Genomic DNA, 24,036 nt, shown 5'->3' on the forward strand with positions numbered 1-24,036 from the left:
CGTACGGATTGGGTAAATCAATGATGATGGAGAAATAAAAGGATAACAACAAGGCTTTCGACTACTCGAAAGCCTTGTTGTCTGTTACACAAAGATGACTTCTTTAGGCTGATGGCTCAGCTCTTCAGGCATATACCGTTTTTCAATATTGATGCTGTGCCAGATCATAAAGATTAGCACAGTCCAGATTTTACGGCTGTTATCAGCCTTGTCCGCACAATGGTCTTCAAGAAGCTGAAGGACATAATCCTTATGGATATAAGCATCCGTTTGGCTTTCTTGAATAATATTCCGCACCCATTCGTTCATTTCGTTTTTCAGCCAATGACGGATCGGTACAGGGAAACCGAGCTTTTTGCGGTTTAATACGTGCTCAGGCACAATTCCTTCAGCGGCTTTGCGAAGAAGATACTTCGTCGTGCCGTTCTTCGTTTTCAGCTCATCAGGAATTTTTGAAGCGACGTCGAATACGACTTTATCCAAGAACGGCACACGCAGTTCCAAAGAATTCGCCATCGTCATTTTATCCGCCTTTAACAAAATGTCGCCGCGCATCCAAGTGTGGATATCGACATACTGCATTTTGTTGATATCGCTGTACGAGCTGCTTTCTGTAAAGTAAGTCTTCGTCACATCGCGATATGAAAGGTTCGGATTATAATGCTTCAACAGCTGCTTTTTGACAGACTCTTCAAAGATTTTCGCGTTACCGATATAACGATCTTGAAGCGGAGTACAGCCGCGCTCAAGCAGGCTCTTTCCTCTCATACCTTCAGGCATAACGGCAGCAACGTGCAGAAGCATCTTTTTCAAGCCGGACGGGATCCGTTCAAACGGTTTAAGCGAAAGCGGTTCACGGTAAATGTTATATCCGCCGAAGAGCTCATCCGCTCCTTCACCTGATAAAGCAACCGTAACATGTTTTTTCGCTTCTTTTGCAACAAAGTACAACGGAATCGCTGCCGGATCAGCAAGCGGGTCATCAAAATGCCATACGATCTTCGGAAGCTCATTCATGTATTCCTCAGGCGAAATGACTTTGCTGATATTTTCGATGCCCAGCGCCGCTGCAGTTTCTTTCGCTACATCAACCTCACTGAAGCCCTGCTGTTCAAAGCCGACAGAGAATGTTTTTAAGCTTGGATGAAATTCCTTCGCAACAGACACAATAAAGGAAGAATCAATCCCGCCAGACAGAAACGAACCGACAGGAACGTCACTTCTCATATGAACGTTTACAGAATCATAGATCGCGTCTCGGACTTCTTTCACAAGCTTGTCTTCTTCAGTCTGAACCGGCTTGAAGTTCGCTTTGAAATACGTTTTGAATGTGATATCGCCGTCCGGGCGGATTGTGAATTGTGAACCCGGCTCTACTTTTTTCACATGGGCATCAAGCGTGCTTGGTTCAGGAACAAATTGGAAAGACATGTACTGCTGCAATGCCTCTTTATCTATTTCAATATCATTCTGAGCAACCATTAAACTTTTTCTCTCTGAGGCAAAATAAACCTGATCATTGATCGTTGTGTAGTACAACGGTTTAATGCCGAATGGATCTCTTGCCCCATAAAGCACATGATCGTTTTTATTCCAAATCAGAAAGGCAAACATACCGCGCAGTTTGGACGCCGCTTCTTCTTTATAGTGACGGTAAGTCGCAAGAAGAACCTCTGTGTCCGAATCCGTGTTGAATGTGTACCCCTTTGCTTCAAGCTCTTCTCTCAGTTCAATATAGTTATAGATTTCTCCGTTAAAGATAATCCAATATGTTTCATCTTCATATGATAAAGGCTGTCCGCCATTTTCTACATCAATAATGCTGAGCCGTCTGAATCCGAAGCCGACGTGCTCATCATGGAAATATCCATCACTGTCAGGACCGCGGTGAACGATCATTTGGTTCATTTGTTTGATTAGTTCTTCTTGATCAGCGGTTTGAGCTAACGGATGCTTGTTAAAAACCCCGACAAATCCACACATAGTATTGCCTCCATAATTAAAATTGTCATCATTGAACCCCTATTTATAGACGCTGTGAATAGTATTTGGTTTCACAGTTATGTAAAAAAATAAACATGAATACAACGATAAAAAAGGGAAAGCCGCTTAACCAGTAAGCGGCTATAAAATTATTCTCCTAACGCTTCTTTACGCAGCTGCTCCGCTTTGTCTGTGCGCTCCCATGGAAGGTCAACATCGTGACGTCCAAAGTGGCCGTACGCAGCAGTTTGTTTGTAGATCGGACGGCGCAAATCAAGCATTTTGATAATGCCGGCAGGTCGTAAATCAAAGTTATTGCGAACAACTTCAATCAGTTTTTCCTCAGAAGCTTTTCCTGAACCGAATGTGTTGATTGAGATTGACACAGGCTGTGCAACACCGATCGCGTAAGCAAGCTGTACTTCGCAAGAATCAGCAAGCTCAGCCGCAACGATGTTTTTCGCAACGTATCTTGCCGCATAAGCTGCAGAACGGTCTACCTTCGTCGCGTCCTTACCTGAGAACGCGCCTCCGCCGTGGCGTGCATAGCCGCCGTACGTATCAACGATGATTTTGCGTCCTGTAAGTCCCGCATCCCCTTGAGGGCCTCCGATTACGAAACGTCCTGTAGGGTTGATGAAATATTTTGTTTCTTCATCAATCAGCTCTTCAGGAACAACCGGATTGATGACATGTTCTTTAATGTTGCGCTGAATTTGCTCAAGTGTAATTTCAGGATGATGCTGAGTTGAAATAACAATCGCGTCAATGCGGACTGGTTTGTTATTTTCATCGTACTCAACCGTTACCTGTGTTTTGCCGTCAGGGCGAAGGTACGGAAGAATATCTTCTTTACGGACTTCACTTAGGCGGCGGGCTAATTTATGGGCAAGTGAAATTGGAAGAGGCATAAGCTCTTTCGTTTCGTTGCACGCATAACCGAACATTAATCCTTGGTCACCCGCACCAATCGCTTCAATTTCTTCGTCGCTCATTGTGCCTTCACGGGCTTCAAGCGCTTGGTCTACGCCCATCGCGATATCAGCAGACTGCTCATCAATTGATGTTAAAACCGCACAAGTTTCCGCATCAAATCCGTATTTTGCACGTGTGTATCCGATTTCTTTAATGGTTTGGCGAACCGTTTTCGGAATGTCAACATACGTAGAAGTTGTGATCTCTCCGCTTACAAGAACCAAACCTGTTGTCACAGATGTTTCACAAGCAACACGCGCGTTAGGGTCTTTCTTTAAAATTTCATCTAAAATGCTGTCAGAAATCTGGTCACAGATTTTATCCGGATGCCCCTCCGTAACAGATTCTGATGTAAATAAACGACGATTTTTACTCATGATTTGCTTCCTCCTGCACAAGGCCTCCCGAAAGACCTTGTATATATGATACGGAACTCGCTCCCTCTTATACAATGTACAGTTATATTAGAGAATGTTAATTGGCATATTTATGAAATAAAAAAACCTTTTCCATCGAGGAAAGGGTTTGGTCTTTGTGCCTTTCACTCTTATCGCTCAAGGAATCATACAACCTTGCAACAGGTTAGCACCTTGGTTGTCTCACTCAGTTGAACATAATAAATAACAGAGAAACCGGTTGCTGGGCTTCATAGGGCCTGTCCCTCCGCCAGCTCGGGATAAGAGTATCCGCTCAATGAAATATCTTATCGTAAAAGGGTTTGCAATGTCAATATGATTCAGAAGAAATAGGCACCTATATTGAGGGAAAACAATGGAAATGCACACACAAAAAATAATAAATAGTATAGACTATTTGAAAATATATGTTATACTAATTCACAATTAGCAAAACACAAAAAACGATAAAGGAAGGTTTCATATGAACTCAGTTGATTTGACCGCTGATTTACAAGCCTTATTAACATGTCCAAATGTGCGTCATAATTTATCAGCAGCACAGCTAACAGAAAAAGTCCTCTCCCGAAACGAAGGCATTTTAACATCCACAGGTGCTGTTCGTGCGACTACAGGCGCTTACACAGGACGCTCACCTAAAGATAAATTCATCGTGGAGGAAGAAAGCACGAAAAATAAGATCGATTGGGGCCCGGTGAATCAGCCGATTTCAGAAGAAGCGTTTGAGCGGCTGTACACGAAAGTTGTCAGCTATTTAAAGGAGCGAGATGAGCTGTTTGTTTTCGAAGGATTTGCCGGAGCAGACGAGAAATACAGACTGCCGATCACTGTCGTAAATGAGTTCGCATGGCACAATTTATTTGCGCGGCAGCTGTTTATCCGTCCGGAAGGAAATGATAAGAAAACAGTTGAGCAGCCGTTCACCATTCTTTCTGCTCCGCATTTCAAAGCGGATCCAAAAACAGACGGCACTCATTCCGAAACGTTTATTATTGTCTCTTTCGAAAAGCGGACGATCTTAATCGGCGGAACTGAGTATGCCGGTGAAATGAAGAAGTCCATTTTCTCCATTATGAATTTCCTGCTGCCTGAAAGAGATATTTTATCTATGCACTGCTCCGCCAATGTCGGTGAAAAAGGCGACGTCGCCCTTTTCTTCGGACTGTCAGGAACAGGCAAGACCACCCTGTCGGCAGATGCTGACCGCAAGCTGATCGGTGACGATGAACATGGCTGGTCTGATACAGGCGTCTTTAATATTGAAGGCGGGTGCTACGCTAAGTGCATTCATTTAAGCGAGGAAAAGGAGCCGCAAATCTTTAACGCGATCCGTTTCGGGTCTGTTCTCGAAAATGTCGTTGTTGACGAAGATACACGCGAAGCCAATTATGATGATTCCTTCTATACTGAAAACACGCGGGCAGCTTACCCGATTCATATGATTGACAACATCGTGACTCCAAGCATGGCCGGCCATCCGTCAGCAATTGTATTTTTGACGGCTGATGCATTCGGAGTCCTGCCGCCGATCAGCAAACTAACGAAGGAGCAGGCCATGTACCATTTCTTGAGCGGTTACACGAGTAAGCTTGCCGGAACCGAACGTGGTGTCACGTCTCCTGAAACGACGTTCTCTACATGCTTCGGCTCACCGTTCCTGCCGCTTCCTGCTCACGTCTATGCTGAAATGCTCGGCAAAAAGATCGATGAACACGGCGCAGACGTTTTCTTAGTCAATACCGGCTGGACCGGGGGCGGCTACGGCACAGGCGAACGAATGAAGCTTTCTTACACTAGAGCAATGGTCAAAGCAGCGATTGAAGGTAAATTAGAGGATGCTGAAATGATAACTGACGATATTTTCGGCCTGCACATTCCAGCACATGTTCCTGGCGTTCCTGATCATATCCTTCAGCCTGAAAATACGTGGACCAACAAGGAAGAATACAAAGAAAAAGCAGTCTACCTTGCAAATGAATTCAAAGAGAACTTTAAAAAGTTCGCACATACCGATGCCATCGCCCAGGCAGGCGGCCCTCTCGTATAAAAAACAAAAGCCAAGAGCAATTATGCTCTTGGCTTGTTTTAATTGACGGAATGCAAAGAAGTCAGCTTGTATGTAATGATGGTCCGGCCTTCTTCCCATTGAAGCTTCTGCACTTCAGCTGTGCCTGACTTTTCGCCAAACTTTGTTTTGCGTACATCCATTGGAATCTCCATCGGATATACTCGGTATCCGTCCTTCTCTAACGTGAATATATTTTCATCTATGCGAACTTCTTTTCCTTTTGTCACAATCAGTGTATTAAATTCAACAGGCATTCCCAAAGTGAAATCCCCTTTCGTTCTCTTTTTTCTTTATCATAACATATTTCACTGTCAGCGGTTTTTCATCCATTGTGTGAGCTGCCGCACGATACGCCGGTTTTCTTTTGGCGGGAAATAATGTGTGAATGTACTGTAGTACCATGTCTCCACCGGCTTATGCAGTTGTTTTAGCTTCTCTTCAAATAAATAGGAATGCTGAATCGAAACATTTTGGTCTTTTTCTCCATGGATTAACAGCACGGGTGCCTGAATTTTGTTTACTTGGTCAAACGGTGTCCTCCATTGATATTCCTCAGGCACCTTTTTCGGTGTTCCGCCGATGACTCTTTTCATCATTCGCCGCAAATCCTGCCGCTCCTCATATGTAAGAATCATATCACTGACGCCTCCCCAGGAAACAAATGAAGCTGCCTGCCCGCCCATTTCGATCGCAGTGAGCATTCCCATAATTCCGCCGCGGGAAAAGCCGAAGATATGAATTCTGTCCTTCTTGACATTTGGGTGCTGCTGAAGCAGGCGAAAAGCAGAAAATGCATCCTCCCTGTCTTCTCCGGCAAAATCCTCATTGCCTTCTCCTCCTTGATTTCCTCTGTAAAAAGGAGCAAACACCACAAACCCTTGGGATGCAAACTGGATAATCCGGCCCGGCCGAACCATGCCCACGCTTTTAATCCCGCCGCGCAAATATAAAAATCCGTCATATTGTCCCGGTTCCGCTGGCTCAGCCAGAAGCCCCTTAACCCGTAATCCATTTGACAGATAGCAGATCGTATACAAACGCACATGCTGGCTTGGCGACGGAAATCTTCTTTTCTCTACAATCAAAACAGCCGCCTCCTTTTTTTCTATATGCTTTCCTTACTCCAAAATTACATCCGGAGAACCTGGTTAGGCATTCACACATTTTTATACCCATCATACGATATGTAAAGCAAAAAAGGATATTAACTTGATGCGAAATAAGGAGGTTGTCTATGTGAACAGATGGTTAAGGCTGAGCTTCGCCTGTGTCGGCAGTATCTTTCTGATGTTCGCCCTGGCGGCTTGCAAGCAGGAAGAAACGCTCACAAAAGTCAAGGTAGCTGAAGTGACCCATTCAATTTTTTACGCACCTTTATATGTTGCTGAGTCTAAAGGGTTTTTTAAAGAAGAAGGGCTTGATGTCGATGTGAATACGACCTGGGGCGGAGACAAAACGATGACATCGCTTCTTTCCAACGGCTCCGACATCGCGCTTGTCGGGTCAGAAACATCTATTTATGTCGAAGCGCAAGGGGCTAAAGATCCCGTCATTAATTTCGCCCAGCTGACTCAGACAGACGGAACGTTTCTTGTCGCGAGAGAAGATGTTGAACACTTCGACTGGGATCAGTTGAAAGGAAAAACGTTTCTCGGTCAGCGAAAAGGCGGCATGCCGCAAATGGTCGGCGAGTATGTACTGAACAAACATAAGATTGACCCGCATAAGGATATAGACCTCATCCAGAACATAGACTTCGCCAATATTGCCAATGCGTTTGCTTCTGGAACCGGTGAGTATGTACAGCTCTTTGAACCGCAGGCTTCTCTCTTTGAGAAAAAAGGCATCGGCCATATCGTGGCTTCATTCGGAGAAGAATCAGGAGAGGTTCCTTATACGACTTTTATGGCGAAACAAAGCTATTTGAAGAAAAATGAAGACACAGCCGTCAAGTTTACAAAGGCCATTTATAAGGCGCAGCAGTGGGTTGAAAACCATTCTGCGAAGGACATCACAGATGCCATTAAAGATGAATTTGATGATACCGACCCAGACGTCATCGAAACATCCATTGAACGCTATAAAAAACAGCATTCATATTCACCAGACCCTCTGCTTAACGAAAAAGAATGGGAGCTTCTCCAAACCATTATGGATCAATCGGGAGAACTGCCGAAGCACATTCCATACAATCAGCTTGTAAATAAAGAAATTGCTGAAAAAGTCACCTCGGAGAAATAGGAGGCGCCATCTATGTCTTTCTTACATGTCGACCATGTAACCCATACTTATTTTTCTATTAAAGAAAAAACAACGGCTGTGCGGGATATTCATTTCGATGCCGAAAAAGGTGATTTCATCTCATTTCTCGGCCCAAGCGGCTGCGGAAAAACAACACTGCTTTCCATTATTGCCGGTTTGATTGAGCCATCAGAAGGCAGAGTTCTGATTGAAGGCCGTGAGCCGAATCAAAAAGAACATAATATTGGCTATATGCTTCAGCAGGATTACTTATTTCCCTGGAAATCTATCGAGGAAAATGTGCTTCTCGGTTTAAAAATCGCCGACACGCTGACAGAAGAAAGCAAAGCCGCTGCACTCGGTCTATTGCCGGAGTTCGGCCTCATAGATGTGGAGAAAAAATATCCGAAAGAGCTGTCAGGCGGGATGCGCCAGCGGGCTGCGCTTGCAAGAACACTTGCGCCTAACCCTAGTCTGCTTTTGCTGGATGAGCCATTTTCCGCGCTTGATTTTCAGACAAAGCTGTCTTTGGAAAACCTGGTATTCCGCACATTAAAGGAATATCAAAAAACAGCAGTGCTTGTCACTCATGATATAGGGGAAGCGATAGCGATGAGCGATACGATCTTTTTATTTTCAAATCAGCCGGGCACCATCCATCAGATTTTTACCATTCCTAAGGAATTGGCCGCGATGTTGCCTTTTGACGCCCGTCAGGAACCTTCCTTCCAGACACTGTTTCAAACGATATGGAAGGAGCTGAATTCTCTTGAGAAACAGCAAAGAAACCATTGATCTGCTTCACGAGCAGTATCAATTCAAACAGAAAAAGGAAAAGTGGAAGGTCCATTCCTTTCAGCTTGCCATATTTATTCTCTTTTTCTCGGGCTGGGAAATCTCCAGCAGGCAGGGCTGGATCGATCCGCTGATCTTCAGCTCTCCATCAGCTGTGTGGCGATTATTGCTGGAGAAACTTGGTGACGGTTCTTTACTGTCACACATCGGCGTCACTTTATTTGAAACGGTGCTTGGCTTTTTGCTCGGGACGTTTATGGGCACGTGCCTCGCCGCTTTGTTATGGTGGTCTAACCGACTTGCCAGAATTTTAGATCCGTATCTTGTGATTTTGAACGCAATGCCGAAAGTGGCCCTGGGCCCGATCCTGATTGTCGCGCTCGGTCCCAGTTTTATCAGCATCATTGCGATGGGAGCCATCATCAGCGTCATTATCACAACCATCGTTGTCTACACCGCCTTCCAAGAGGTCGACGAAAACTATACGAAAGTCATGAAAACATTCGGCGCAAAAAAGTGGGTTATTTTTAAAGAAGTCATACTGCCTGCATCCTCCCCCGCGATTATTTCAACACTAAAAGTGAACGTCGGTTTATCATGGGTTGGCGTTATTGTAGGGGAATTCCTCGTTTCGAAGGTCGGATTAGGATATATGATTATTTACGGATTCCAAGTCTTCAATTTTACACTCGTCTTCTTAAGCCTGCTGATCATCGCCATCTTCGCCACTCTGATGTATCAGGGCGTCGAGCTGCTGGAAAAGAAATGGACGAAGGGGAGGACATAAAAAACCCGGCACATGTGCCGGGTTTTTTATTCAATCCATCCAGATTCTTTCAGTTTTTTCAAGCTGATCGGAAGAACGGAATCCTTCATAATAAAGCTGAATTTTTTATTGCGGGAAAGGTTCTCCGGCAGCTCGTGAAACAAAACCGGGCCTTTCGTTTCAAAGTAATCAGCCTGCTTTTCAAGCTTTTCTATATCTGCAAAATATATATTTTTCACAATCACTTTTTCTTTTCCGAGAACTTTATACTGTCCGAGATACTTGAGGCTTTTGACTCTCGCGCCCGTCTCTTCCTTTACTTCCCGGAGCGCAGCCTCTTCTGCGCACTCCATCGGCTCTACTTTCCCGCCTGGAAACTCATAGCCTCTGTCCTCATGTTCTGTTAAAAGCCATTTGCCGCCAAAACGGCAAATCACCCAGACATGCTTCGGGCTGTCCGAGAAAGGCTGATCGTCAAAGGAAAGCTGAACAGTATTCTGATAATAATCTTTAAACTCGTACATGTTTATCCCTCAAATCCGTTCCTAGCTATCTTCCATACATCATACCACAGTTACGTTTCTTCGGAAGCCTTTTATCAAAAAATAAGGGAAACCCAGCACGCCGTCAGGTTCTGCATGCAGACTAGCTCGTACAGTTTTTTGCGATAGCTTTTGCCGAAAAGTGCGGCCGACGCTCTGGGCTTTATTATGACCCTCGAACAGGGAAAAGTTACGGTTTGCGCTTAAATTTATTTTTTAACGTTTCTAAAAGATCGACAAGCATCTGGGGAACCGGTATGCCAAGAGAGCTGGCTGTCACAACAATTTGCACAGATTCATAAAGAATATAAAACATAATAGCCAAGTCACGAATTGATCCCTGTGTATTCAGCAGCTGATCAAAAAAGTGGCATACAGAGATCAGAGCCAGCGTGACTAATTTTTTGACAAGCCGGGCAAATATCTTTTTAAATGACAGTTTGTGAATAATGGTTTCCTTCAAAGTCGTACTGATAAATTCAATTGCCATAAGAGAGAGCAAAATCAGAAATGAATACTGAAAACCTCCAAAGAAAAAACCCGCTGCTGAAACGCTGACTGCTAAAAACGAAAAGATGCCAAAGTCTCTATCCATTTATCCCAACATCCTTTCACAGAAACGGCCTTACGATATTCTATGGTAAACAAGCCGAACGGTTTGGATTTTTCAGAAAAATGGACTGGTTGTCGCCTATTTTTAAGATACAAAAAGAAAAGCCGGACGTCTTTTTTAAGACATCCGGCCGTTCTATTTTTGAGTTTAACCTAGGTAAGCTTTTAGCATCCAGTTATGTTTTTCAATATTTTGATGGATCGCAAGAAGCATGTCCCCTGTTGTTTCGTCACCGACTTCATCAGCTAAATCCATGCCGTTTTTCAGTTCTTCCGCGATGACTGTGAAATCATCATATACGCTTTGAACCATTTGTTCAGCTGTTTCATTTCCAGCAGCTTCTTTGACAGAAGCCGTTTCTAAGGATTCCTTCATTGTTGCAATCGGTTTTCCGTTCAGCGCCAAAAGACGTTCTGCTAAGTCATCAATATAAGTTGCCGTTTCATTGTACAGCTCCTCAAACTTTTCATGAAGAGTGAAGAAATCTTTTCCTTTCACATACCAGTGATAATTATGTAGTTTCACATACATGACTGTCCAGTTGGCTACTTGTTTGTTCACTGCTTGAATCAATTGTTCTGACATGGTATCTCCTCCTTGTTATATGACTATGTATACCCTTAATATCGTACGCTAAAACCTCTTTTTTACCCTTATCTGTCACGATTTCTTCTATTATGCTACAATTGTTAAAAAACGGGAGGTGGAATGTCATGACGCTTCTCATTACGATAAGTATTTTGATTGTGCTGGCTGTTTTGCTTGTAACCATTTGGACGACTGTAAAAGCCTATAATGTAAAGCATACCATTGATCCACCACAAGAAAATCACTCTGATTCACACAATCAATGATGATGTGAATGCTCCTCTTCTGACTGATTGCTGGCAGCATCGGCGTCTCCGACTTGGACTTTTAAGGTCGGCATGCTATGCTGTTTTTTTGCTGTGACATGGGATTGGACAGTGTATACACCATCTTCCTTAAACGTCGTTTCCAATCGGTATACGCCTTTTTCTTGTTTCGCCTTAAACATTTGGCTTGCGTCTTTTTCCCCTTCTTTCCATACTTCAAACTCTACTTCATCGGCATCCGTCACAGCTTCATCACCATATGATACGGCTGCTTCATAAGCAGCGCTTTCTCCGGGATTTACTTTTTCAGGCCCGGTCAGCTTGACATCCAAAACCTCCGGCGTCTCAGCTGTATTTGCTTTGCTTTCACCAGATCCGCATCCATTAAGCAATAAAGCAGAAAAAAGCAGAACAACCAACATCTTTTTCATGCCATCACCCTTTCATCGTTTACCTAAATAGTAGCAAACGCTTACAGCAAATGGTACATAAAATATGAGACGTCACAAAAAAGACCTTTTTGCTTATGCGCAAAAAGGTCCTTTCTATTTTAGCCAAATACTTTTAGCAATTCTTCTTTATCCTGTGAAAGCCAGAAACGCATTAAACGTTTAGCGCCTTCCAGATCATGAAGCTTCGCTTGGCCGCACTGCTTTTCATTCGCAGCTGGTATTTCTGTAATCTCTACCGCTTCCTTCATTGTGTCTTCAAGCAGATCAACGATTTCCGCTGATGTCGGCTCTCCGCTCACAACTAGATAATAGCCTGTCTGGCAGCCCATTGGAGAAATATCAATGATATCAAAATGATCGTATTTCTCAGCATGAGAACGAATCGTAAACGCGAGCAAATGCTCGAGTGTGTGAATGGTGTCAGGCTTCATCGCCTGTTTATTTGGCTGGCAAAAACGAATGTCAAATTTATTTACAACGCCGTCTGTTCCCACTTTATGCACGCCGCAATGTCTTACATATGGAGCAACAACCGCATTATGATCAAGCTCAAAACTTTCTACTGAAGGCATAATGGCACTCTCCCCTTTTTTAAAAATGTAATTTCATTATAACATACTTTTCCGATAAGAATTATTGATTAACTTTTCAATCTGTGTTTTTTTTCTTATACTTGCATCAGAAAGGTTGCTGAAGAAACATGAAAACCCTATTCATCGCTCTGATCAGAGGATATCAAAAATTCATCTCGCCCCTGACACCGCCAACGTGCCGCTTTTATCCGACCTGTTCCCAATATGGAATCGAAGCGATTAAAACACATGGCGCTTTAAAAGGCGGATGGCTGACAATCAAACGGATTTTGAAATGCCACCCGTTCCATCCGGGAGGAGTCGATCCCGTTCCTGAAAAGAAACAAAAACATTAATTGTTATAACCGTTTACGATAAGATCCAGTTTTCCGGTTTTAGGATCAATGACTAAGCCATGGACCGGAACGTTTTCAGGGAACAGCGGGTGATGTTTAATAACGTCTACGCTGTCTTTCACACTCGCTTCCACTGAATCAAAGCTTTTAAACCATTGATCAAAGTCTACACCGGAGTACTTTATTGTTTCGATGCGTTCTTCCGGAATCCCTCTTGCTTTGATTTTTTCAAGCATGCTTTTGCTGCTGATTTTGCTCATGCCGCAATCGTGATGCCCGATCACACACACCTCATCTGCATTCAGCTCGTACACTGCGACGAGTAAACTTCTCATGATGCTTCCGAATGGGTGTGTCACAAGCGCACCGGCACTTTTAATGATTTTCACATCACCGTTTCGCAAATTCATCGCATGCGGCAGCAGTTCAACCAGACGAGTGTCCATGCAAGAAAGAATCGCCATTTTTTTATCTGGAAATTTTGATGTTTGATACTTTTCATACTCTCTTTGTTCAGTAAATGTCTTGTTAAATTCAAGAATATCATTTAGAAGACTCATGTTCGTTGTCCCTTTCTATTCTTTTTACTCTTCAATATATCACAACCCTTGTTTATTCGTCATAATAAAAAAAGACAAACCCTCTGGTCTGCCTTATTTCCCCATGTTATAGCGTTTTTTGAACTGCTCAACTCGTCCGCCTTTTTCATTGAATTTCTGGCGGCCTGTATAAAACGGATGCGTGTCAGAACTTACCTCTACTTTAATGACAGGATATGTGTTGCCGTCTTCCCACTCTGCTGTTTCATTAGATGTTTTCGTAGAGGTGCTGAGAAAACGGTAGCCGCTGTTGACATCCTGAAATATCACTTTGTGGTTCTTCGGATGAATTCCTTCTCTCATGTGTATCTCCTTCCAATAAATCGTAATAATTACGTTTTATTTTATAACCTTACAAACGTTTTGTCAATCTTCTTATATCCTTCCCTCTGTTTTCACATCGTAAACCTCATGGCATTTAAGAATAGGAAGAATAATCTAACCGAGGAAGCAAATAATAAACCCAAAATACATACAGAACGTCTTTTTAGAAAGGTGGTTTACGATTGTGGATGATTTAGTTTTGGCCAGAAGCCTCTTTGGCACGACAATGGGCTTTCATATTATTTTCGCAACGCTTGGAGTCGGTCTCCCGCTCATGATTTTAGTGGCGGAATTGATCTATCAAAAAACGAAAGATGACCATTATGCGATCATGGCGAAAAGATGGACGAAAGCACAAGCCGTTTTGCTGGGGGTCGCCATACCGACCGGAACGATCGCGGGCACTCAGCTCGCGCTTTTATGGCCGGGATTTATGGAAGTCATCGGCCGGGTGATGTCCCTGCCATTTCAAATTGAAATCTATGCTTTTTTTGTTGAAGCCCTATTCATGTCGATTTATGTATACGCTGCAGACCGTTTGTCACCTGCAATGAGGATTGTTGCTGTTTTCTTTGTGTTAGTCGGGGCAGCAGCATCAGCTGTTCTGATTACGAATGTTCACGCTTTTGAAGGTACGCCCGCCGGTTTTAAAATTTTAAACGGAAAAATTACAGATGTTGACCCGTGGGCTGCGTTTTTTAATCCTAGCTTTTTTATCACTGCCGGCCATGTCGTGCTGTCCGCGTTTATGACCGGTGCGTTTATCGTGGCTTCTGTTGCGGCGTATAAAATGATCCGGACGAGGAAAAAGGAAAAGGTCTATCGCTTTCACCGGAAAGCCCTTTTGCTCGCACTGACGATCGGCGGTATTTTTTCATTGCTGACCGCTTTGAACGGACACGAATCTGCACAGATGCTGTACGAATACCAGCCCGAAAAATTAGCCGGTGCGGAAGGCCTGTTTGAAACAAGATCCCACGCCCCGCTCGCTATCGGCGGTTTTACCGACCCGAATGAAGAAAAAGTAAAATGGGCAATCGAGATTCCATGGGCTTTAAGCTTTTTGGCAGCGAACCGTTTTGACACTGTTGTAAAGGGATTAAATGCATTTCCGAGAGATGAATGGCCGCCGCTTTTCATTCACACGCTGTTTAATGCGATGGTCGGTGTAGGCATGCTGCTTATTCTTTATTCCATTATCGGTGTGGTCTGGAGAAAGGTGCTTAAGAAAGACCGTTTCCCAACGTGGCTTTTGGTCATTTTCATGACAGCAGGCCCTTTTAGTCTCATCGGCATTGAATTCGGCTGGATTTTCGCATGTACGGGGAGGCAGCCTTGGGTCATCTATCATCTGTTGAAAACGTCAGATGTCGTAACAACGACTGGTTCGATCGGGGTGCTGTTCTTATTTTTCACATTTGTTTATGCCGTGTTAGGCGCAGCTGTCGTCTACGTGCTGCTGTATTATTTCCGCAAGCACCCGGTTGACGAAGATTTAAATACAGCGGAGTCGTAATGGCTCCGCAAACAGGAAACCAAATGGAAGGAAGATCGACAAATGGAGATTTCAACTGACGCTCTGATCGCCATCTCAATTATCTGGGGCTTTGTGTTTATTTACGCCGTCATGGCGACAATGGATTTTGGAGCGGGATTTTGGTCTATGATCTATTTAAATAAGGAGCATATGAAGGCCACCGATATTGCGAATCGCTTTTTGTCCCCGACTTGGGAGGTCACAAACGTCTTTATTGTGGCCATCGTCGTGGCGCTTTTCAGTTTTTTCCCCGGCGCGACATTTGTGCTCGGAACCGTTTTATTAATTCCCGGAAGCATGATTTTGCTGCTTTTAGCGATTCGAAGCGGATTTCTCGTTTTTTCAAATACAGCAAAGGAGCGGAAAACGCTAAGATATATTTCCGGCATCTCCGGCTTTATCATTCCTGCTATTTTAATTTTGGTGCTTCCTGTGACACACGGAGGGTTTATAGAAAAAACGGATGGAATCTATAACTTAAATATGTCTAAAATCTTTTCAAGCCCCAACGCCTATTCATTTATCGGGTTTGCGATTTTAAGCACCTTATTTTTGTCCTCGCTGCTGCTTGCAGATGTTTCAAATGTGGCAGAGGAACAGGATGCGTACCGAGCCTACAGAAAAAGCGCCCTGATTACCGGCCCGATTTCACTGTTGTTTGCTGTATGCATCATGGTAACAATGCGGAATGAAGCAAACTGGCTGTACAGCGGAATGATGAATGATTTTACTTGGATTATTGCATCGTTCATTACATTTGTCATTGCTGGAATCGCCCTTTTTCTGCCTAATAAGAGCTTTGGGCAAAACATCGGAAAACCGCGGCTTGCACTTGTCGCGATTGGGATACAGTATTTTCTCGCAAGCTACGCGTACGGGCGGGCGCATCTTCCGTATATGATTTATCCCGATGTGACAGTCATGTCAGGCTTCACAGAGCCAGCAACGTTCAGAGCGCTGTTTGCAACGTATATCGTTGCATTTATCATTCTATTTCCGGGCTTCTTTTTCTTCTGGAAAATGTTTATGCGAGATAAACGCTATATCCGCCAGGAGGAATAGAGGGCAAGCCAGCCGGCTATACTAATCCAGAACCTTTATAAGGAGTGGATGGCATGGAGCAGAAAATTCTATGTGAGGTCAACAACTGTTCTTATTGGGGCAAAGGTAACAAATGCACCGCTGATGCCATTTATGTTGTCAGCCATACTGGTGAAACGGCTGAAAACAGCCGGGAAACAGACTGCAAAACGTTTAAGCCGCATGATTTATAATTAAAAGAAAGAGCTGCATCAGCCAGCTCTTTCTTTTTGCATGTTGAGTGTTCTCAGCTTTTTAGTTATGACCCCGTTTGCAGGTGAAAACAAAAAGGCGCTTGCATAACATACACCTGTCATGGCTGCCATCGCTCCTGAAATCGAAACATTAAGCCACGTTGCGAAGAAATAGCCCATGACCGCCGACAGCCCGCCAATCAACGCGCTGAGAATCAGCATATAAAGAAGCCGGTCTGTCAACAAATGTGCCGCAGCCGGCGGAACAATCAGCATGGCCACAACCAATACGGCACCAACCGAATCAAAGGAAGCAACAGTCGTCAGGGACAGCATGCCCATTTGCACGTAATGAATGAGCAAAACTGGTATTCCCAAGGCTAAAGCCATTTGAGGATCAAACGAAGCGATTTTAAACTCCTTATAGCACACACTGATCAACACTACGTTTAAAACCAGAACAGATGTCAGCATCCAAAACGCTTTCGGCCCAATATCAACCCCGAATACCGTCACCGTATTCCACGGCACAAAAGCGATTTCTCCCATTAACGAGTGCTCAATATCGAGATGGACATTCGCTCCATACACAGAAAGCAAAATAACCCCGATTGCAAATAAGGATGTAAACACAACTCCTATGGCAGCATCTGATTGAACCCCCTTGCTATGAAGAAGCTGAACCAAGAAAGCCGTTAACAGACCGGTTGCGGCTGCGCCAATAAACATAGAAATCCCATCGAGACTTCCCGTCACTAGAAAAGCGCCGACAATGCCAAGCAACACTGTATGACTGATTGCGTCGGCCAGCATCGCCATGCTTCTCAGCACAAGAAATGTGCCGATCAATCCGCAGCTTACACCGACTAATACACCGGTAGCTATAATCCATGCTTCAAAACTCATTTGCGATCTGTCCCTTCTCGGCATCATGAGACGCTTTTCGACGCTCAGGCATCCGTCCATACAGCTTTAAGAGTGAATAAAGCCGCTCTCTCGTTTCTCTCGGTAAACGGTCCGGGTCAAAGCAGTCTTGATCGGATTCTATATTGGCAAGTTCCATTTCATGCATGAGATACACTTCATACATCCGCTGCTTCAAAGCTGTGTGATAGCCTTTTTCTATCCCTTTGCTTGTGATTTGCCAAATCCCATTTTCGATACGCTCAATGCACCTCTCTTGTTCCAAGTCATTTAATGCCTTAAGGCATAATGAAGGGGATAGGCGTCTTTTCTTTCTTACACTTTCAACAGTTACACAAAGATTATTCTTTTCATACTGTTCATAAATCTCCAAAAGCACTTGCTCCCTGCTTGTTCTGCGCCGCAGCCTCATCAGCCTTATGGCTTTAGCAGCCAATCCCCGCTTAGGCGCGCAAATCATTGAAAAAAGAAAGAGCAGCGTTGCAGATAAGATCATTAATGGCCCTGTCGCCATTCCCTTCATCGTGGTGCTAAGCAGGGTTCCGGCCACGCCGCTGACCCCGCCTGTAATCCCGGCAATGACGATCATCCCGGTTAATCGTTCGGTCCAATATCTCGCAGCTATGGCAGGTGTAATCAGCATAGCCGCCATTAATATCACACCAACAGTCTGAAGCCCAATGACGACAGCACAGACAATCAGACAAGCCAAAAGCCCGTTTAAAAAACGCACAGGGATTCCTAATCCCTTTGCAAACGCGAGATCAAAAGTAATCAATGTAAATTCCTTAAAGAAAACAATACATAGGAGCAGTAGAGCAGCGGATATTCCTGCAATAAGGATGATATCCTGCCTGACCAATGAAGCAGCCTGGCCGAATAAAAAAGAATCAAGCCCGCTTTGGCTTCCCGCCCCCTGTTGCTGAATATATGTCAGCAGAATGATCCCGACGCCAAAAAACACAGAAAGAACAATCCCGATCGCCGAGTCCTCCTTTGTTTTTGAAAGCCGCGGAATCAGCTGAATACAAAACGTTCCGAGCAGCCCGGCGAGCGCCGCACCCAGCAAAAAGAAAGGCAGTGATTTTTGCCCGGTGAACAGAAAAGCGAGACACACTCCCGGCAGAGCTGAATGGGCCATCGCATCGCCAATTAAACTTTGCTTTCTCAGCAGCACAAAGCTGCCCAAAACACCGCTTGCCATCCCGAGCAAAAGCGTACCGGCCAGCACCCACTGTGTATTCGGATGCTGAAGCTGCAGCCACAAACTTTCAAACATTGCGCTCACTCCTTATGTCCTTCTGCCAGCACTTTATCTTTTAAAAACGTAAGCCTTCCTCCATATGTTTTTTGCAGGTTTTCGATCGTAAAAACGTTTTCCGCCGGTCCGAAAGCGATTTTTCTTAAATGAAGAAGTAAAATCCAATCGAAATAATCCTCGGCGGTCTGCAGGTCATGATGGACGACAAGCACGGTTTTTCCTTTTTCTTTGAGTTCTGCCAACAGTGTCATAATCGCCCGCTCCGTCGCTGCATCGACACCTGCAAACGGTTCATCCATAAAATAAATGTCAGCGTTCTGGCAGAGTGCCCGGGCAAGAAACACCCGCTGCTGCTGGCCGCCTGACAGCTGGCTGATCTGCCTCTTCGCATAATCAAGCATCCCGACTTTTGCTAATGCGGCCTTCGCCATCTCCACATCCGCTTTCTTTGGCCTCTTTAATAAACCGATTCTCCCGTATCTTCCCATTAGGACGACATCGAGCGCGCTTGTGGGGAAATCCCAGTCAACCGAGCCGCGCTGCGGAACATATCCGATTCTGGTCCGCTGATCCTTATAGTCTTTGCCGTAAATAGAGATGTCTCCGGAAGCCCGGGGCACAAGACCGAGAATCGTTTTGATCAAGGTTGATTTTCCCGCGCCGTTTGGGCCGATAATGCCAATAAGTTTTCCTTCCGGTACCTGCAGCGAAATGTCCTGCAGTACAGGCTTTTTATGATAAGCAACCGTCACATTATCAAGCTCAACAGGGAACATATCCTCCACCTCTTTTCTTTATTTAAGCGCTTTAGTAATCGTGTTGATATTGTGGCGGAACATTCCTTCGTATGTGCCTTCTTTTGTGCCCTTTTCACCCATGGCATCCGAATAAAGCTGACCGCCGATTGTGACTGTATGGCCTTTTTCTTTAGCGCCTTCCACCACTGCATTGATTGATTTTTCAGATACACTGCTTTCTACGAACACAGCTTTTATTTGTTTTTCTGTCAGAAGATCAACCAGCTCCTGAACATCCCTTAATCCATAGTCCGAATCTGTGCTGAGTCCCTGCAGGCCTTTTACCTTAAATCCATACTCATTCCCAAAGTACGCAAACGCATCATGAGCAGTCACAAGCACACGGCTTTTCTCCGGAATATGTGCGATCTCTTTACGCGACCACTTGTCTAAATATTGCAAATCTTCTTTGTACTCTTTGGCATTTTTCCGAAAGGCATCTGCGTGCTGAGGCATTGCTTTGCTGAATTGCGCTTCAATTTCATCCACCGCATAGATCCATAACGGAATGCTGAACCAGACGTGGGGATCAAACGTCTTGCCTTCCCCCGCGGGAATAAGCTTATTTTTCGGAATGGCCTCAGCTACTGCCGCCGATTGTTTTTGTTCGCCGATTTTTTGGAGGACATCCTCCATTTTCCCTTCCAAATGCAACCCGCTGTACAGAACAACATCGGCAGACATTAATTTTTTCGTGTCACCTTGGGAAGCTTTGTAGAGGTGCGGATCAACCCCCGGTCCCATTAAAGAGGTGACTTTTACATGTTCACCTCCGATGTTTTCTGCTGCATCGGCAATTTGAGATGTTGTCGCTGTCACTTGTAATTGCTGATCAGCGCTTTTTCCGGCTGAATCCGTTCCGCATCCCGTTAAAACAAAGGTCGCAAAAAGCACTGCTGCCATCAGCCCTCGTCTCATATTTCTCCTCCTCTTTGCCATCAATGTCCGATTGTTTTATCTTATGTTGTCAGTTCTTAGACATGTGACATTAAATTAGCCAAAAGCATGTTTTATTTACACAGGACAAAAAGTTTCCTTTGTGCAAAATTATCGCGTTTGGCCATTTTTGTCAAGCTAATTTACATAAAAAAACCGGCTGGGTCAGCAGCCGGTCCAAACGAGAAGGGATGTATTCAACGAACACTTTTACTGTAACAGCACAGTGTCATTTATTCAAAATAGCAAAATGCTTTTTTCTTAACCATGCTGTGTGAAAACATCCATTTTGGTCACATATTTTCGCATAATGTCTTGGTTTACCTCAACCCCTAAACCAGGCTGTTTTGACACAGAAATAAATCCATTATCAATACGAATATCAGGAGTTACAATATCTTCATCCCAATAGCGTGAGGATGAAGATATATCGCCAGGTATTGTGAATTGAGGCAGTGAAGCAAGCGCCACGTTCTGCGCTCTTGATATGCCTGTTTCCAGCATTCCGCCGCACCAAACCTGCATATGATGCTCTTTGCATAAATCATGAATTTTTAAGGCTTCTGTTAAGCCGCCGACACGAGAAGGTTTTATATTAATAATTTTGCAGCTTCCTAGCTCAATCGCCCGTCTCGCATCATCAACTGAACAAATGCTCTCATCAAGGCAAATGGCCGTTTTCAAATGTTTCTGCAGGTGGCGGTGGTCAACGATATCGTCGGATTGAAGGGGCTGCTCAATCATCATTAAATGGTACTCATCAAGCTCCTTTAAGCGGCTGATATCCTTCAGTTCGTAAGAGGAATTGGCATCGGCCATAAGCGGGATGTTTGGGAATCGGCTGCGGATGGCCTTGACCAATTCCACATCCTGCCCAGGCTGAATCTTAATTTTTATTCTTTGATAACCTTCTTTTTGATAGCTCTCAATTTCCTTCAGCATATCATCAAGAGGCGCCAGGCCGACTACCACCCCGGCAGGGACTTTATCTCTTGTTCCGCCCAATGCCTCAGCAAGGGATACGCCCTTCTTTTTGGCATAGATATCCCAGACAGCCGATTCAAGTCCCGCTTTTGCCATCCGGTTTCCTTTATAACGCGCCAGGCTGTCCGGCACTTCTGAAGGGTGATTGAATTCACGGCCGACCACATTTGGGATAAAAAAATCTTTTAGCATATGCAAGCATGTTCCAATGGTTTCCTCGGTGTACCAAGGCGAAGAGAAAGCGGAAACTTCTCCCCAGCCTGTGACACCTGTTGTATCAATGGCTTCCACGATCAGAAATTTACGCTCTTGAAGCGTTTCGATACTGTTTTTAAACGGTTTCTTTAAGTTCATGCTCAAATGGTAAAGCGTGATTTTTTCTATTTCGATCATAGCAGTTCTCCTTTACGCGCATCCTTCAGCTGATTTCGCAAGAGCTTATTAGACGCATTGCGCGGCAGGCGGTCAAGCACAAAGAATTTTGCCGGAATTTTATACTTCGCCAAGCGTTCTTTGCAGTAGTCAGTCAATTCTTCTGCGCTCACAGGCTTGTGAAGGACAAGATAGGCGTGAGGCACTTTCCCCCATTTTTTGTCCTCAGCCCCTGAAACCCCGGCTTCGGCCACAGCGGGGTGTGAAAGCAGCACTGACTCCACTTCGGCCGGATAAATGTTTTCTCCGCCGGATATGATCAGATCTGAACGTCTGTCTAATACATATAAAAAGCCTTCGCTGTCCAAATAACCAAGATCACCTGTTTTCAGCCAGCCATTTTGAAAGGAAGCTTCGTTTGCGCTCTCCCGGTTAAAATAGCTTTTCATGACATTCGGGCCTTTGACCATGATTTCACCGTGTTCAAACGGTTCACATGCCTGTCCGTCCCGCTCTATTTTGATTTCACACGAAAACAGCGGTTTCCCCGCAGATCCGAGCTTTTCCATACTGAATTCCGGCGACAGGGTAACAATTTGCGAGCATGTTTCTGTCATTCCATATGACTGAAAAACAGGGAATCCTTTCTCACGGCATTCCTCAAGCAATGGCAGCGGTGCAGGACCGCCGCCGAGAAGAATGCATCTGATGGATTCAGGGCAGCGGTTTGTTTCTTCCAAAAGACTGGCCAGCATAGTCTGCACCGCAGATATCATTGTCACTTCATGCCTGTTGATAGAATCCAGCACATCGCTTACGGAAAAACGCTGGTGAAGCACGACAGTCATTCCATAGATCACAGATTTAAATAATGCGGACAAGCCGCTGATGTGAAAGAGCGGCAATGCGATAAGCCAGCGGTCTTGTTCTGTTATACCCAAATTAAGAGCGGACGACACCGCACTGAAATAATGGTTTCCGAACGTTTGCTGAACTCCCTTGGGCTTTCCTGTCGTACCCGACGTATACATCAGCGTTGCCGTTGCATCCATTTGCATATAAGCCTGGATCTCAATTTCCTCTGCTGCTTCTTTCATCAGTTCATCCACATCAATCGTTTGAACGATGTGTTCATATTCTTTCTTCTCAAAGCTTGAATCTGTCAATAAAAAGCCGGATCCCGAATCCTCCAGCTGAAACAGCCTTTCATGTGTTGACAGCTTCGTATTCAAAAGCACCGCCTTAACACCAAGCAAAAAACAAGCGTGAACGGCGTATACCATTTCCGCACGGTTTTGGAGCAAAATAGCCGCAGTATCCCCTTTCCGAACCGAATGAGCGGCAAGCTGTGCCGCCATTCGTTTAGACGCGGCAAATAATTCTGCAAATGTCACGGTTTGGTCTCTATAAATGAGAGCGATTCTCTCAGGTGTCAGCTGTGCCCGCTGCATGAGCCAGTTGGGCTGTTCTGTCAGCATGTCATCATCTCCGAGGTAAAATGTCTGTATTGAAAAGAAAACAGCTTGGACCGCAAAGTCTCAAGCTGTTGGTTTACTAAGTATTGCTGATCACGGGAAACGAGGGAACTGTCCGAAATCAGGTTTGCGTTTTTCCTTAAAGGAATCACGGCCTTCTTTTGCTTCATCTGTTGTGTAGTAAAGAAGGGTAGCATCCCCTGCAAACTGCTGAATTCCAGCAAGTCCGTCTGTGTCCGCGTTAAACGCAGCTTTAAGAAAGCGCAGTGCGGTCGGGCTTTTTTCAAGCATTTCTTCACACCATTTAATCGTTTCTTCTTCAAGCTGTTCCAAAGGAACGACTGTGTTGACAAGACCCATGTCCAGTGCTTCCTGTGCGTTGTACTGACGGCATAGGTACCAGATTTCACGTGCTTTTTTATGTCCTACAATTCGAGCCAGGTAGCCAGAACCGTAACCTGCATCGAAGCTTCCCACTTTAGGTCCTGTTTGTCCGAAAATTGCGTTGTCCGCAGCAATTGTCAAGTCACATACGATGTGAAGCACATGGCCTCCGCCGATCGCATATCCGGACACCATCGCAACAACCGGTTTCGGGATGACGCGGATTAAACGCTGAAGATCCAATACGTTAAGACGCGGGATCTGGTCGTCTCCTACATATCCACCGTGGCCGCGCACTTTTTGGTCTCCGCCAGAACAAAATGCTTTGTCCCCTGCACCGGCAAGCACGATAACCCCAACGTTTTGGTCGTCTCTTGCGTCAGCAAACGCATCAATCATTTCAGCAACCGTTTTAGGGGTAAACGCATTATGTACCTCAGGTCGGTTGATTGTTATTTTTGCAATGCCATTATACGTTTCATACAATATCTCATCGTATGTCCGTTTTGTTTTCCATTCAGCCATATGATGACCTC

Annotated in this window: 27 protein-coding genes and 1 riboswitch; of the genes, 9 read left to right on the forward strand and 18 right to left on the reverse strand. The window is 44.7% G+C overall.

Annotated features, from left to right (window positions below; genetic code table 11):
- Positions 1-84 precede the first annotated feature (84 nt).
- The gene (gene asnB / locus M1D65_RS14925; RefSeq protein ID WP_004398625.1) at positions 85-1,983 is read right to left on the reverse strand and encodes an asparagine synthase (glutamine-hydrolyzing); all 1,899 of its coding nucleotides are present in this window, start codon (positions 1,981-1,983) and stop codon (positions 85-87) included.
- 149 nt (positions 1,984-2,132) lie between these two features.
- On the reverse strand, positions 2,133-3,335 hold the full coding sequence (metK, locus tag M1D65_RS14930; RefSeq protein WP_003229102.1) for a methionine adenosyltransferase: 1,203 nt from the start codon (positions 3,333-3,335) through the stop codon (positions 2,133-2,135).
- Positions 3,336-3,502: 167 nt separating this feature from the next.
- Positions 3,503-3,641, reverse strand: a riboswitch (SAM riboswitch).
- A 196-nt stretch (positions 3,642-3,837) separates the two neighbouring features.
- On the opposite strand from metK, the gene pckA reads away from it, so the two are divergent.
- Positions 3,838-5,421 (forward strand): phosphoenolpyruvate carboxykinase (ATP), encoded by a 1,584-nt coding sequence (gene pckA, locus M1D65_RS14935; RefSeq protein WP_014480627.1) that lies wholly within the window; start codon positions 3,838-3,840, stop codon positions 5,419-5,421.
- A gap of 38 nt (positions 5,422-5,459) precedes the next feature.
- Here pckA and M1D65_RS14940 read toward each other — a convergent pair whose 3' ends face one another.
- Together M1D65_RS14940 and M1D65_RS14945 are read right to left on the reverse strand one after the other, a co-directional pair.
- The gene (locus tag M1D65_RS14940) at positions 5,460-5,702 is read right to left on the reverse strand and encodes a DUF2584 domain-containing protein (RefSeq protein WP_004398611.1); all 243 of its coding nucleotides are present in this window, start codon (positions 5,700-5,702) and stop codon (positions 5,460-5,462) included.
- Positions 5,703-5,753: 51 nt separating this feature from the next.
- Entirely contained in the window at positions 5,754-6,527 is a 774-nt protein-coding gene (locus tag M1D65_RS14945; RefSeq protein ID WP_029318292.1) for an alpha/beta hydrolase family protein, read from the reverse strand.
- Positions 6,528-6,678: 151 nt separating this feature from the next.
- Between M1D65_RS14945 and M1D65_RS14950 the strand changes: the two genes are divergently transcribed.
- The 3 genes from M1D65_RS14950 to M1D65_RS14960 are packed head-to-tail and all read left to right on the forward strand — an operon-like array spanning position 6,679 to position 9,265.
- Positions 6,679-7,683, forward strand: coding sequence for an ABC transporter substrate-binding protein (locus M1D65_RS14950; RefSeq protein ID WP_021480357.1), 1,005 nt, complete (start codon positions 6,679-6,681; stop codon positions 7,681-7,683).
- Positions 7,684-7,695: 12 nt separating this feature from the next.
- Entirely contained in the window at positions 7,696-8,478 is a 783-nt protein-coding gene (locus M1D65_RS14955) for an ABC transporter ATP-binding protein (protein WP_003229092.1), read from the forward strand.
- Positions 8,453-9,265: an ABC transporter permease gene (locus M1D65_RS14960; protein ID WP_003229090.1), complete on the forward strand. Its 813-nt coding sequence runs from the start codon at positions 8,453-8,455 to the stop codon at positions 9,263-9,265. The genes M1D65_RS14955 and M1D65_RS14960 overlap by 26 nt, the downstream gene beginning before the upstream one ends.
- Before the next feature lie 26 nt (positions 9,266-9,291).
- Here M1D65_RS14960 and ytkD read toward each other — a convergent pair whose 3' ends face one another.
- The 3 genes from ytkD to M1D65_RS14975 form a co-directional block, all read right to left on the reverse strand.
- On the reverse strand, positions 9,292-9,768 hold the full coding sequence (gene ytkD / locus M1D65_RS14965) for an RNA deprotection pyrophosphohydrolase (RefSeq protein WP_003229087.1): 477 nt from the start codon (positions 9,766-9,768) through the stop codon (positions 9,292-9,294).
- Between the two features lie 208 nt (positions 9,769-9,976).
- Complete coding sequence (locus tag M1D65_RS14970; protein WP_021480358.1) at positions 9,977-10,381, reverse strand: phage holin family protein; 405 nt, start codon at positions 10,379-10,381, stop codon at positions 9,977-9,979.
- Positions 10,382-10,546: 165 nt separating this feature from the next.
- A complete protein-coding gene (locus tag M1D65_RS14975; protein WP_003229083.1) occupies positions 10,547-10,984 on the reverse strand; it encodes a Dps family protein in 438 nt (145 codons plus the stop codon).
- 128 nt (positions 10,985-11,112) lie between these two features.
- Here M1D65_RS14975 and ytzI point away from each other — a divergent pair, with 128 nt between their 5' ends.
- Entirely contained in the window at positions 11,113-11,253 is a 141-nt protein-coding gene (gene ytzI / locus M1D65_RS14980; protein ID WP_003229081.1) for a YtzI protein, read from the forward strand.
- Here the strand turns inward: ytzI and M1D65_RS14985 are convergent.
- Positions 11,247-11,684: a FixH family protein gene (locus tag M1D65_RS14985; protein WP_014477743.1), complete on the reverse strand. Its 438-nt coding sequence runs from the start codon at positions 11,682-11,684 to the stop codon at positions 11,247-11,249. The genes ytzI and M1D65_RS14985 overlap by 7 nt on opposite strands.
- Positions 11,685-11,803: 119 nt before the next feature.
- Positions 11,804-12,277 carry an S-ribosylhomocysteine lyase gene (locus M1D65_RS14990; RefSeq protein ID WP_003219361.1) on the reverse strand — a complete coding sequence of 158 codons (474 nt, stop codon included), beginning with the start codon at positions 12,275-12,277 and terminating at the stop codon, positions 11,804-11,806.
- 128 nt (positions 12,278-12,405) lie between these two features.
- On the opposite strand from M1D65_RS14990, the gene yidD reads away from it, so the two are divergent.
- The gene (yidD, locus tag M1D65_RS14995; protein ID WP_003229076.1) at positions 12,406-12,633 is read left to right on the forward strand and encodes a membrane protein insertion efficiency factor YidD; all 228 of its coding nucleotides are present in this window, start codon (positions 12,406-12,408) and stop codon (positions 12,631-12,633) included.
- On the opposite strand, the gene M1D65_RS15000 is transcribed toward yidD, so the two are convergent.
- Positions 12,630-13,193: a beta-class carbonic anhydrase gene (locus M1D65_RS15000; RefSeq protein WP_014477744.1), complete on the reverse strand. Its 564-nt coding sequence runs from the start codon at positions 13,191-13,193 to the stop codon at positions 12,630-12,632. The genes yidD and M1D65_RS15000 overlap by 4 nt on opposite strands.
- 93 nt (positions 13,194-13,286) lie before the next feature.
- Positions 13,287-13,535 (reverse strand): type B 50S ribosomal protein L31, encoded by a 249-nt coding sequence (locus tag M1D65_RS15005; protein ID WP_014665094.1) that lies wholly within the window; start codon positions 13,533-13,535, stop codon positions 13,287-13,289.
- A gap of 205 nt (positions 13,536-13,740) precedes the next feature.
- On the opposite strand from M1D65_RS15005, the gene M1D65_RS15010 reads away from it, so the two are divergent.
- From M1D65_RS15010 to M1D65_RS15020, 3 genes are read left to right on the forward strand one after another with little or no spacing between them, the layout of a single operon-like run.
- Complete coding sequence (locus M1D65_RS15010) at positions 13,741-15,072, forward strand: cytochrome ubiquinol oxidase subunit I (RefSeq protein ID WP_003229073.1); 1,332 nt, start codon at positions 13,741-13,743, stop codon at positions 15,070-15,072.
- A gap of 42 nt (positions 15,073-15,114) precedes the next feature.
- A complete protein-coding gene (locus M1D65_RS15015) occupies positions 15,115-16,155 on the forward strand; it encodes a cytochrome d ubiquinol oxidase subunit II (RefSeq protein ID WP_014480631.1) in 1,041 nt (346 codons plus the stop codon).
- Between the two features lie 53 nt (positions 16,156-16,208).
- Positions 16,209-16,367, forward strand: coding sequence for a DUF1540 domain-containing protein (locus M1D65_RS15020; RefSeq protein WP_003229069.1), 159 nt, complete (start codon positions 16,209-16,211; stop codon positions 16,365-16,367).
- Positions 16,368-16,385: 18 nt separating this feature from the next.
- Here M1D65_RS15020 and mntD read toward each other — a convergent pair whose 3' ends face one another.
- The 7 genes from mntD to menB form a co-directional block, all read right to left on the reverse strand.
- Positions 16,386-17,273, reverse strand: coding sequence for a manganese ABC transporter permease MntD (gene mntD, locus M1D65_RS15025; protein ID WP_041851129.1), 888 nt, complete (start codon positions 17,271-17,273; stop codon positions 16,386-16,388).
- Complete coding sequence (gene mntC / locus M1D65_RS15030) at positions 17,263-18,570, reverse strand: manganese ABC transporter permease MntC (protein ID WP_021480362.1); 1,308 nt, start codon at positions 18,568-18,570, stop codon at positions 17,263-17,265. The genes mntD and mntC overlap by 11 nt, the downstream gene beginning before the upstream one ends.
- Before the next feature lie 5 nt (positions 18,571-18,575).
- Complete coding sequence (mntB, locus tag M1D65_RS15035; protein WP_014480635.1) at positions 18,576-19,328, reverse strand: manganese ABC transporter ATP-binding protein MntB; 753 nt, start codon at positions 19,326-19,328, stop codon at positions 18,576-18,578.
- Between the two features lie 18 nt (positions 19,329-19,346).
- Positions 19,347-20,267 (reverse strand): manganese ABC transporter substrate-binding protein/adhesin MntA, encoded by a 921-nt coding sequence (gene mntA, locus M1D65_RS15040; protein ID WP_049635560.1) that lies wholly within the window; start codon positions 20,265-20,267, stop codon positions 19,347-19,349.
- 279 nt (positions 20,268-20,546) lie between these two features.
- Positions 20,547-21,662 carry an o-succinylbenzoate synthase gene (gene menC, locus M1D65_RS15045; protein WP_064670856.1) on the reverse strand — a complete coding sequence of 372 codons (1,116 nt, stop codon included), beginning with the start codon at positions 21,660-21,662 and terminating at the stop codon, positions 20,547-20,549.
- A complete protein-coding gene (locus tag M1D65_RS15050; protein ID WP_064670855.1) occupies positions 21,659-23,119 on the reverse strand; it encodes an o-succinylbenzoate--CoA ligase in 1,461 nt (486 codons plus the stop codon). The genes menC and M1D65_RS15050 overlap by 4 nt, the downstream gene beginning before the upstream one ends.
- A gap of 90 nt (positions 23,120-23,209) precedes the next feature.
- On the reverse strand, positions 23,210-24,025 hold the full coding sequence (menB, locus tag M1D65_RS15055) for a 1,4-dihydroxy-2-naphthoyl-CoA synthase (protein ID WP_003229054.1): 816 nt from the start codon (positions 24,023-24,025) through the stop codon (positions 23,210-23,212).
- Positions 24,026-24,036: the final 11 nt, after the last annotated feature.

This window comes from Bacillus sp. JZ39, from assembly GCF_053903145.1.

Coding starts and splice junctions, on each gene's coding strand:
- M1D65_RS15020 (WP_003229069.1), top strand. CDS start 16,209: ATGGAGCAGAAAATTCTATGTGAGGTCAACAACTGTTCTTATTGGGGC.
- mntD (WP_041851129.1), bottom strand. CDS start 17,273: ATGAGTTTTGAAGCATGGATTATAGCTACCGGTGTATTAGTCGGTGTA.
- M1D65_RS15000 (WP_014477744.1), bottom strand. CDS start 13,193: ATGAGTCTTCTAAATGATATTCTTGAATTTAACAAGACATTTACTGAA.
- pckA (WP_014480627.1), top strand. CDS start 3,838: ATGAACTCAGTTGATTTGACCGCTGATTTACAAGCCTTATTAACATGT.
- M1D65_RS14975 (WP_003229083.1), bottom strand. CDS start 10,984: ATGTCAGAACAATTGATTCAAGCAGTGAACAAACAAGTAGCCAACTGG.
- M1D65_RS14955 (WP_003229092.1), top strand. CDS start 7,696: ATGTCTTTCTTACATGTCGACCATGTAACCCATACTTATTTTTCTATT.
- M1D65_RS14990 (WP_003219361.1), bottom strand. CDS start 12,277: ATGCCTTCAGTAGAAAGTTTTGAGCTTGATCATAATGCGGTTGTTGCT.
- menC (WP_064670856.1), bottom strand. CDS start 21,662: ATGATCGAAATAGAAAAAATCACGCTTTACCATTTGAGCATGAACTTA.
- M1D65_RS15050 (WP_064670855.1), bottom strand. CDS start 23,119: ATGCTGACAGAACAGCCCAACTGGCTCATGCAGCGGGCACAGCTGACA.
- ytkD (WP_003229087.1), bottom strand. CDS start 9,768: ATGTACGAGTTTAAAGATTATTATCAGAATACTGTTCAGCTTTCCTTT.
- M1D65_RS15005 (WP_014665094.1), bottom strand. CDS start 13,535: ATGAGAGAAGGAATTCATCCGAAGAACCACAAAGTGATATTTCAGGAT.
- yidD (WP_003229076.1), top strand. CDS start 12,406: ATGAAAACCCTATTCATCGCTCTGATCAGAGGATATCAAAAATTCATC.
- M1D65_RS14985 (WP_014477743.1), bottom strand. CDS start 11,684: ATGAAAAAGATGTTGGTTGTTCTGCTTTTTTCTGCTTTATTGCTTAAT.
- metK (WP_003229102.1), bottom strand. CDS start 3,335: ATGAGTAAAAATCGTCGTTTATTTACATCAGAATCTGTTACGGAGGGG.
- mntA (WP_049635560.1), bottom strand. CDS start 20,267: ATGAGACGAGGGCTGATGGCAGCAGTGCTTTTTGCGACCTTTGTTTTA.
- menB (WP_003229054.1), bottom strand. CDS start 24,025: ATGGCTGAATGGAAAACAAAACGGACATACGATGAGATATTGTATGAA.
- mntB (WP_014480635.1), bottom strand. CDS start 19,328: ATGTTCCCTGTTGAGCTTGATAATGTGACGGTTGCTTATCATAAAAAG.
- mntC (WP_021480362.1), bottom strand. CDS start 18,570: ATGTTTGAAAGTTTGTGGCTGCAGCTTCAGCATCCGAATACACAGTGG.
- M1D65_RS15015 (WP_014480631.1), top strand. CDS start 15,115: ATGGAGATTTCAACTGACGCTCTGATCGCCATCTCAATTATCTGGGGC.
- M1D65_RS14970 (WP_021480358.1), bottom strand. CDS start 10,381: ATGGATAGAGACTTTGGCATCTTTTCGTTTTTAGCAGTCAGCGTTTCA.
- asnB (WP_004398625.1), bottom strand. CDS start 1,983: ATGTGTGGATTTGTCGGGGTTTTTAACAAGCATCCGTTAGCTCAAACC.
- ytzI (WP_003229081.1), top strand. CDS start 11,113: ATGACGCTTCTCATTACGATAAGTATTTTGATTGTGCTGGCTGTTTTG.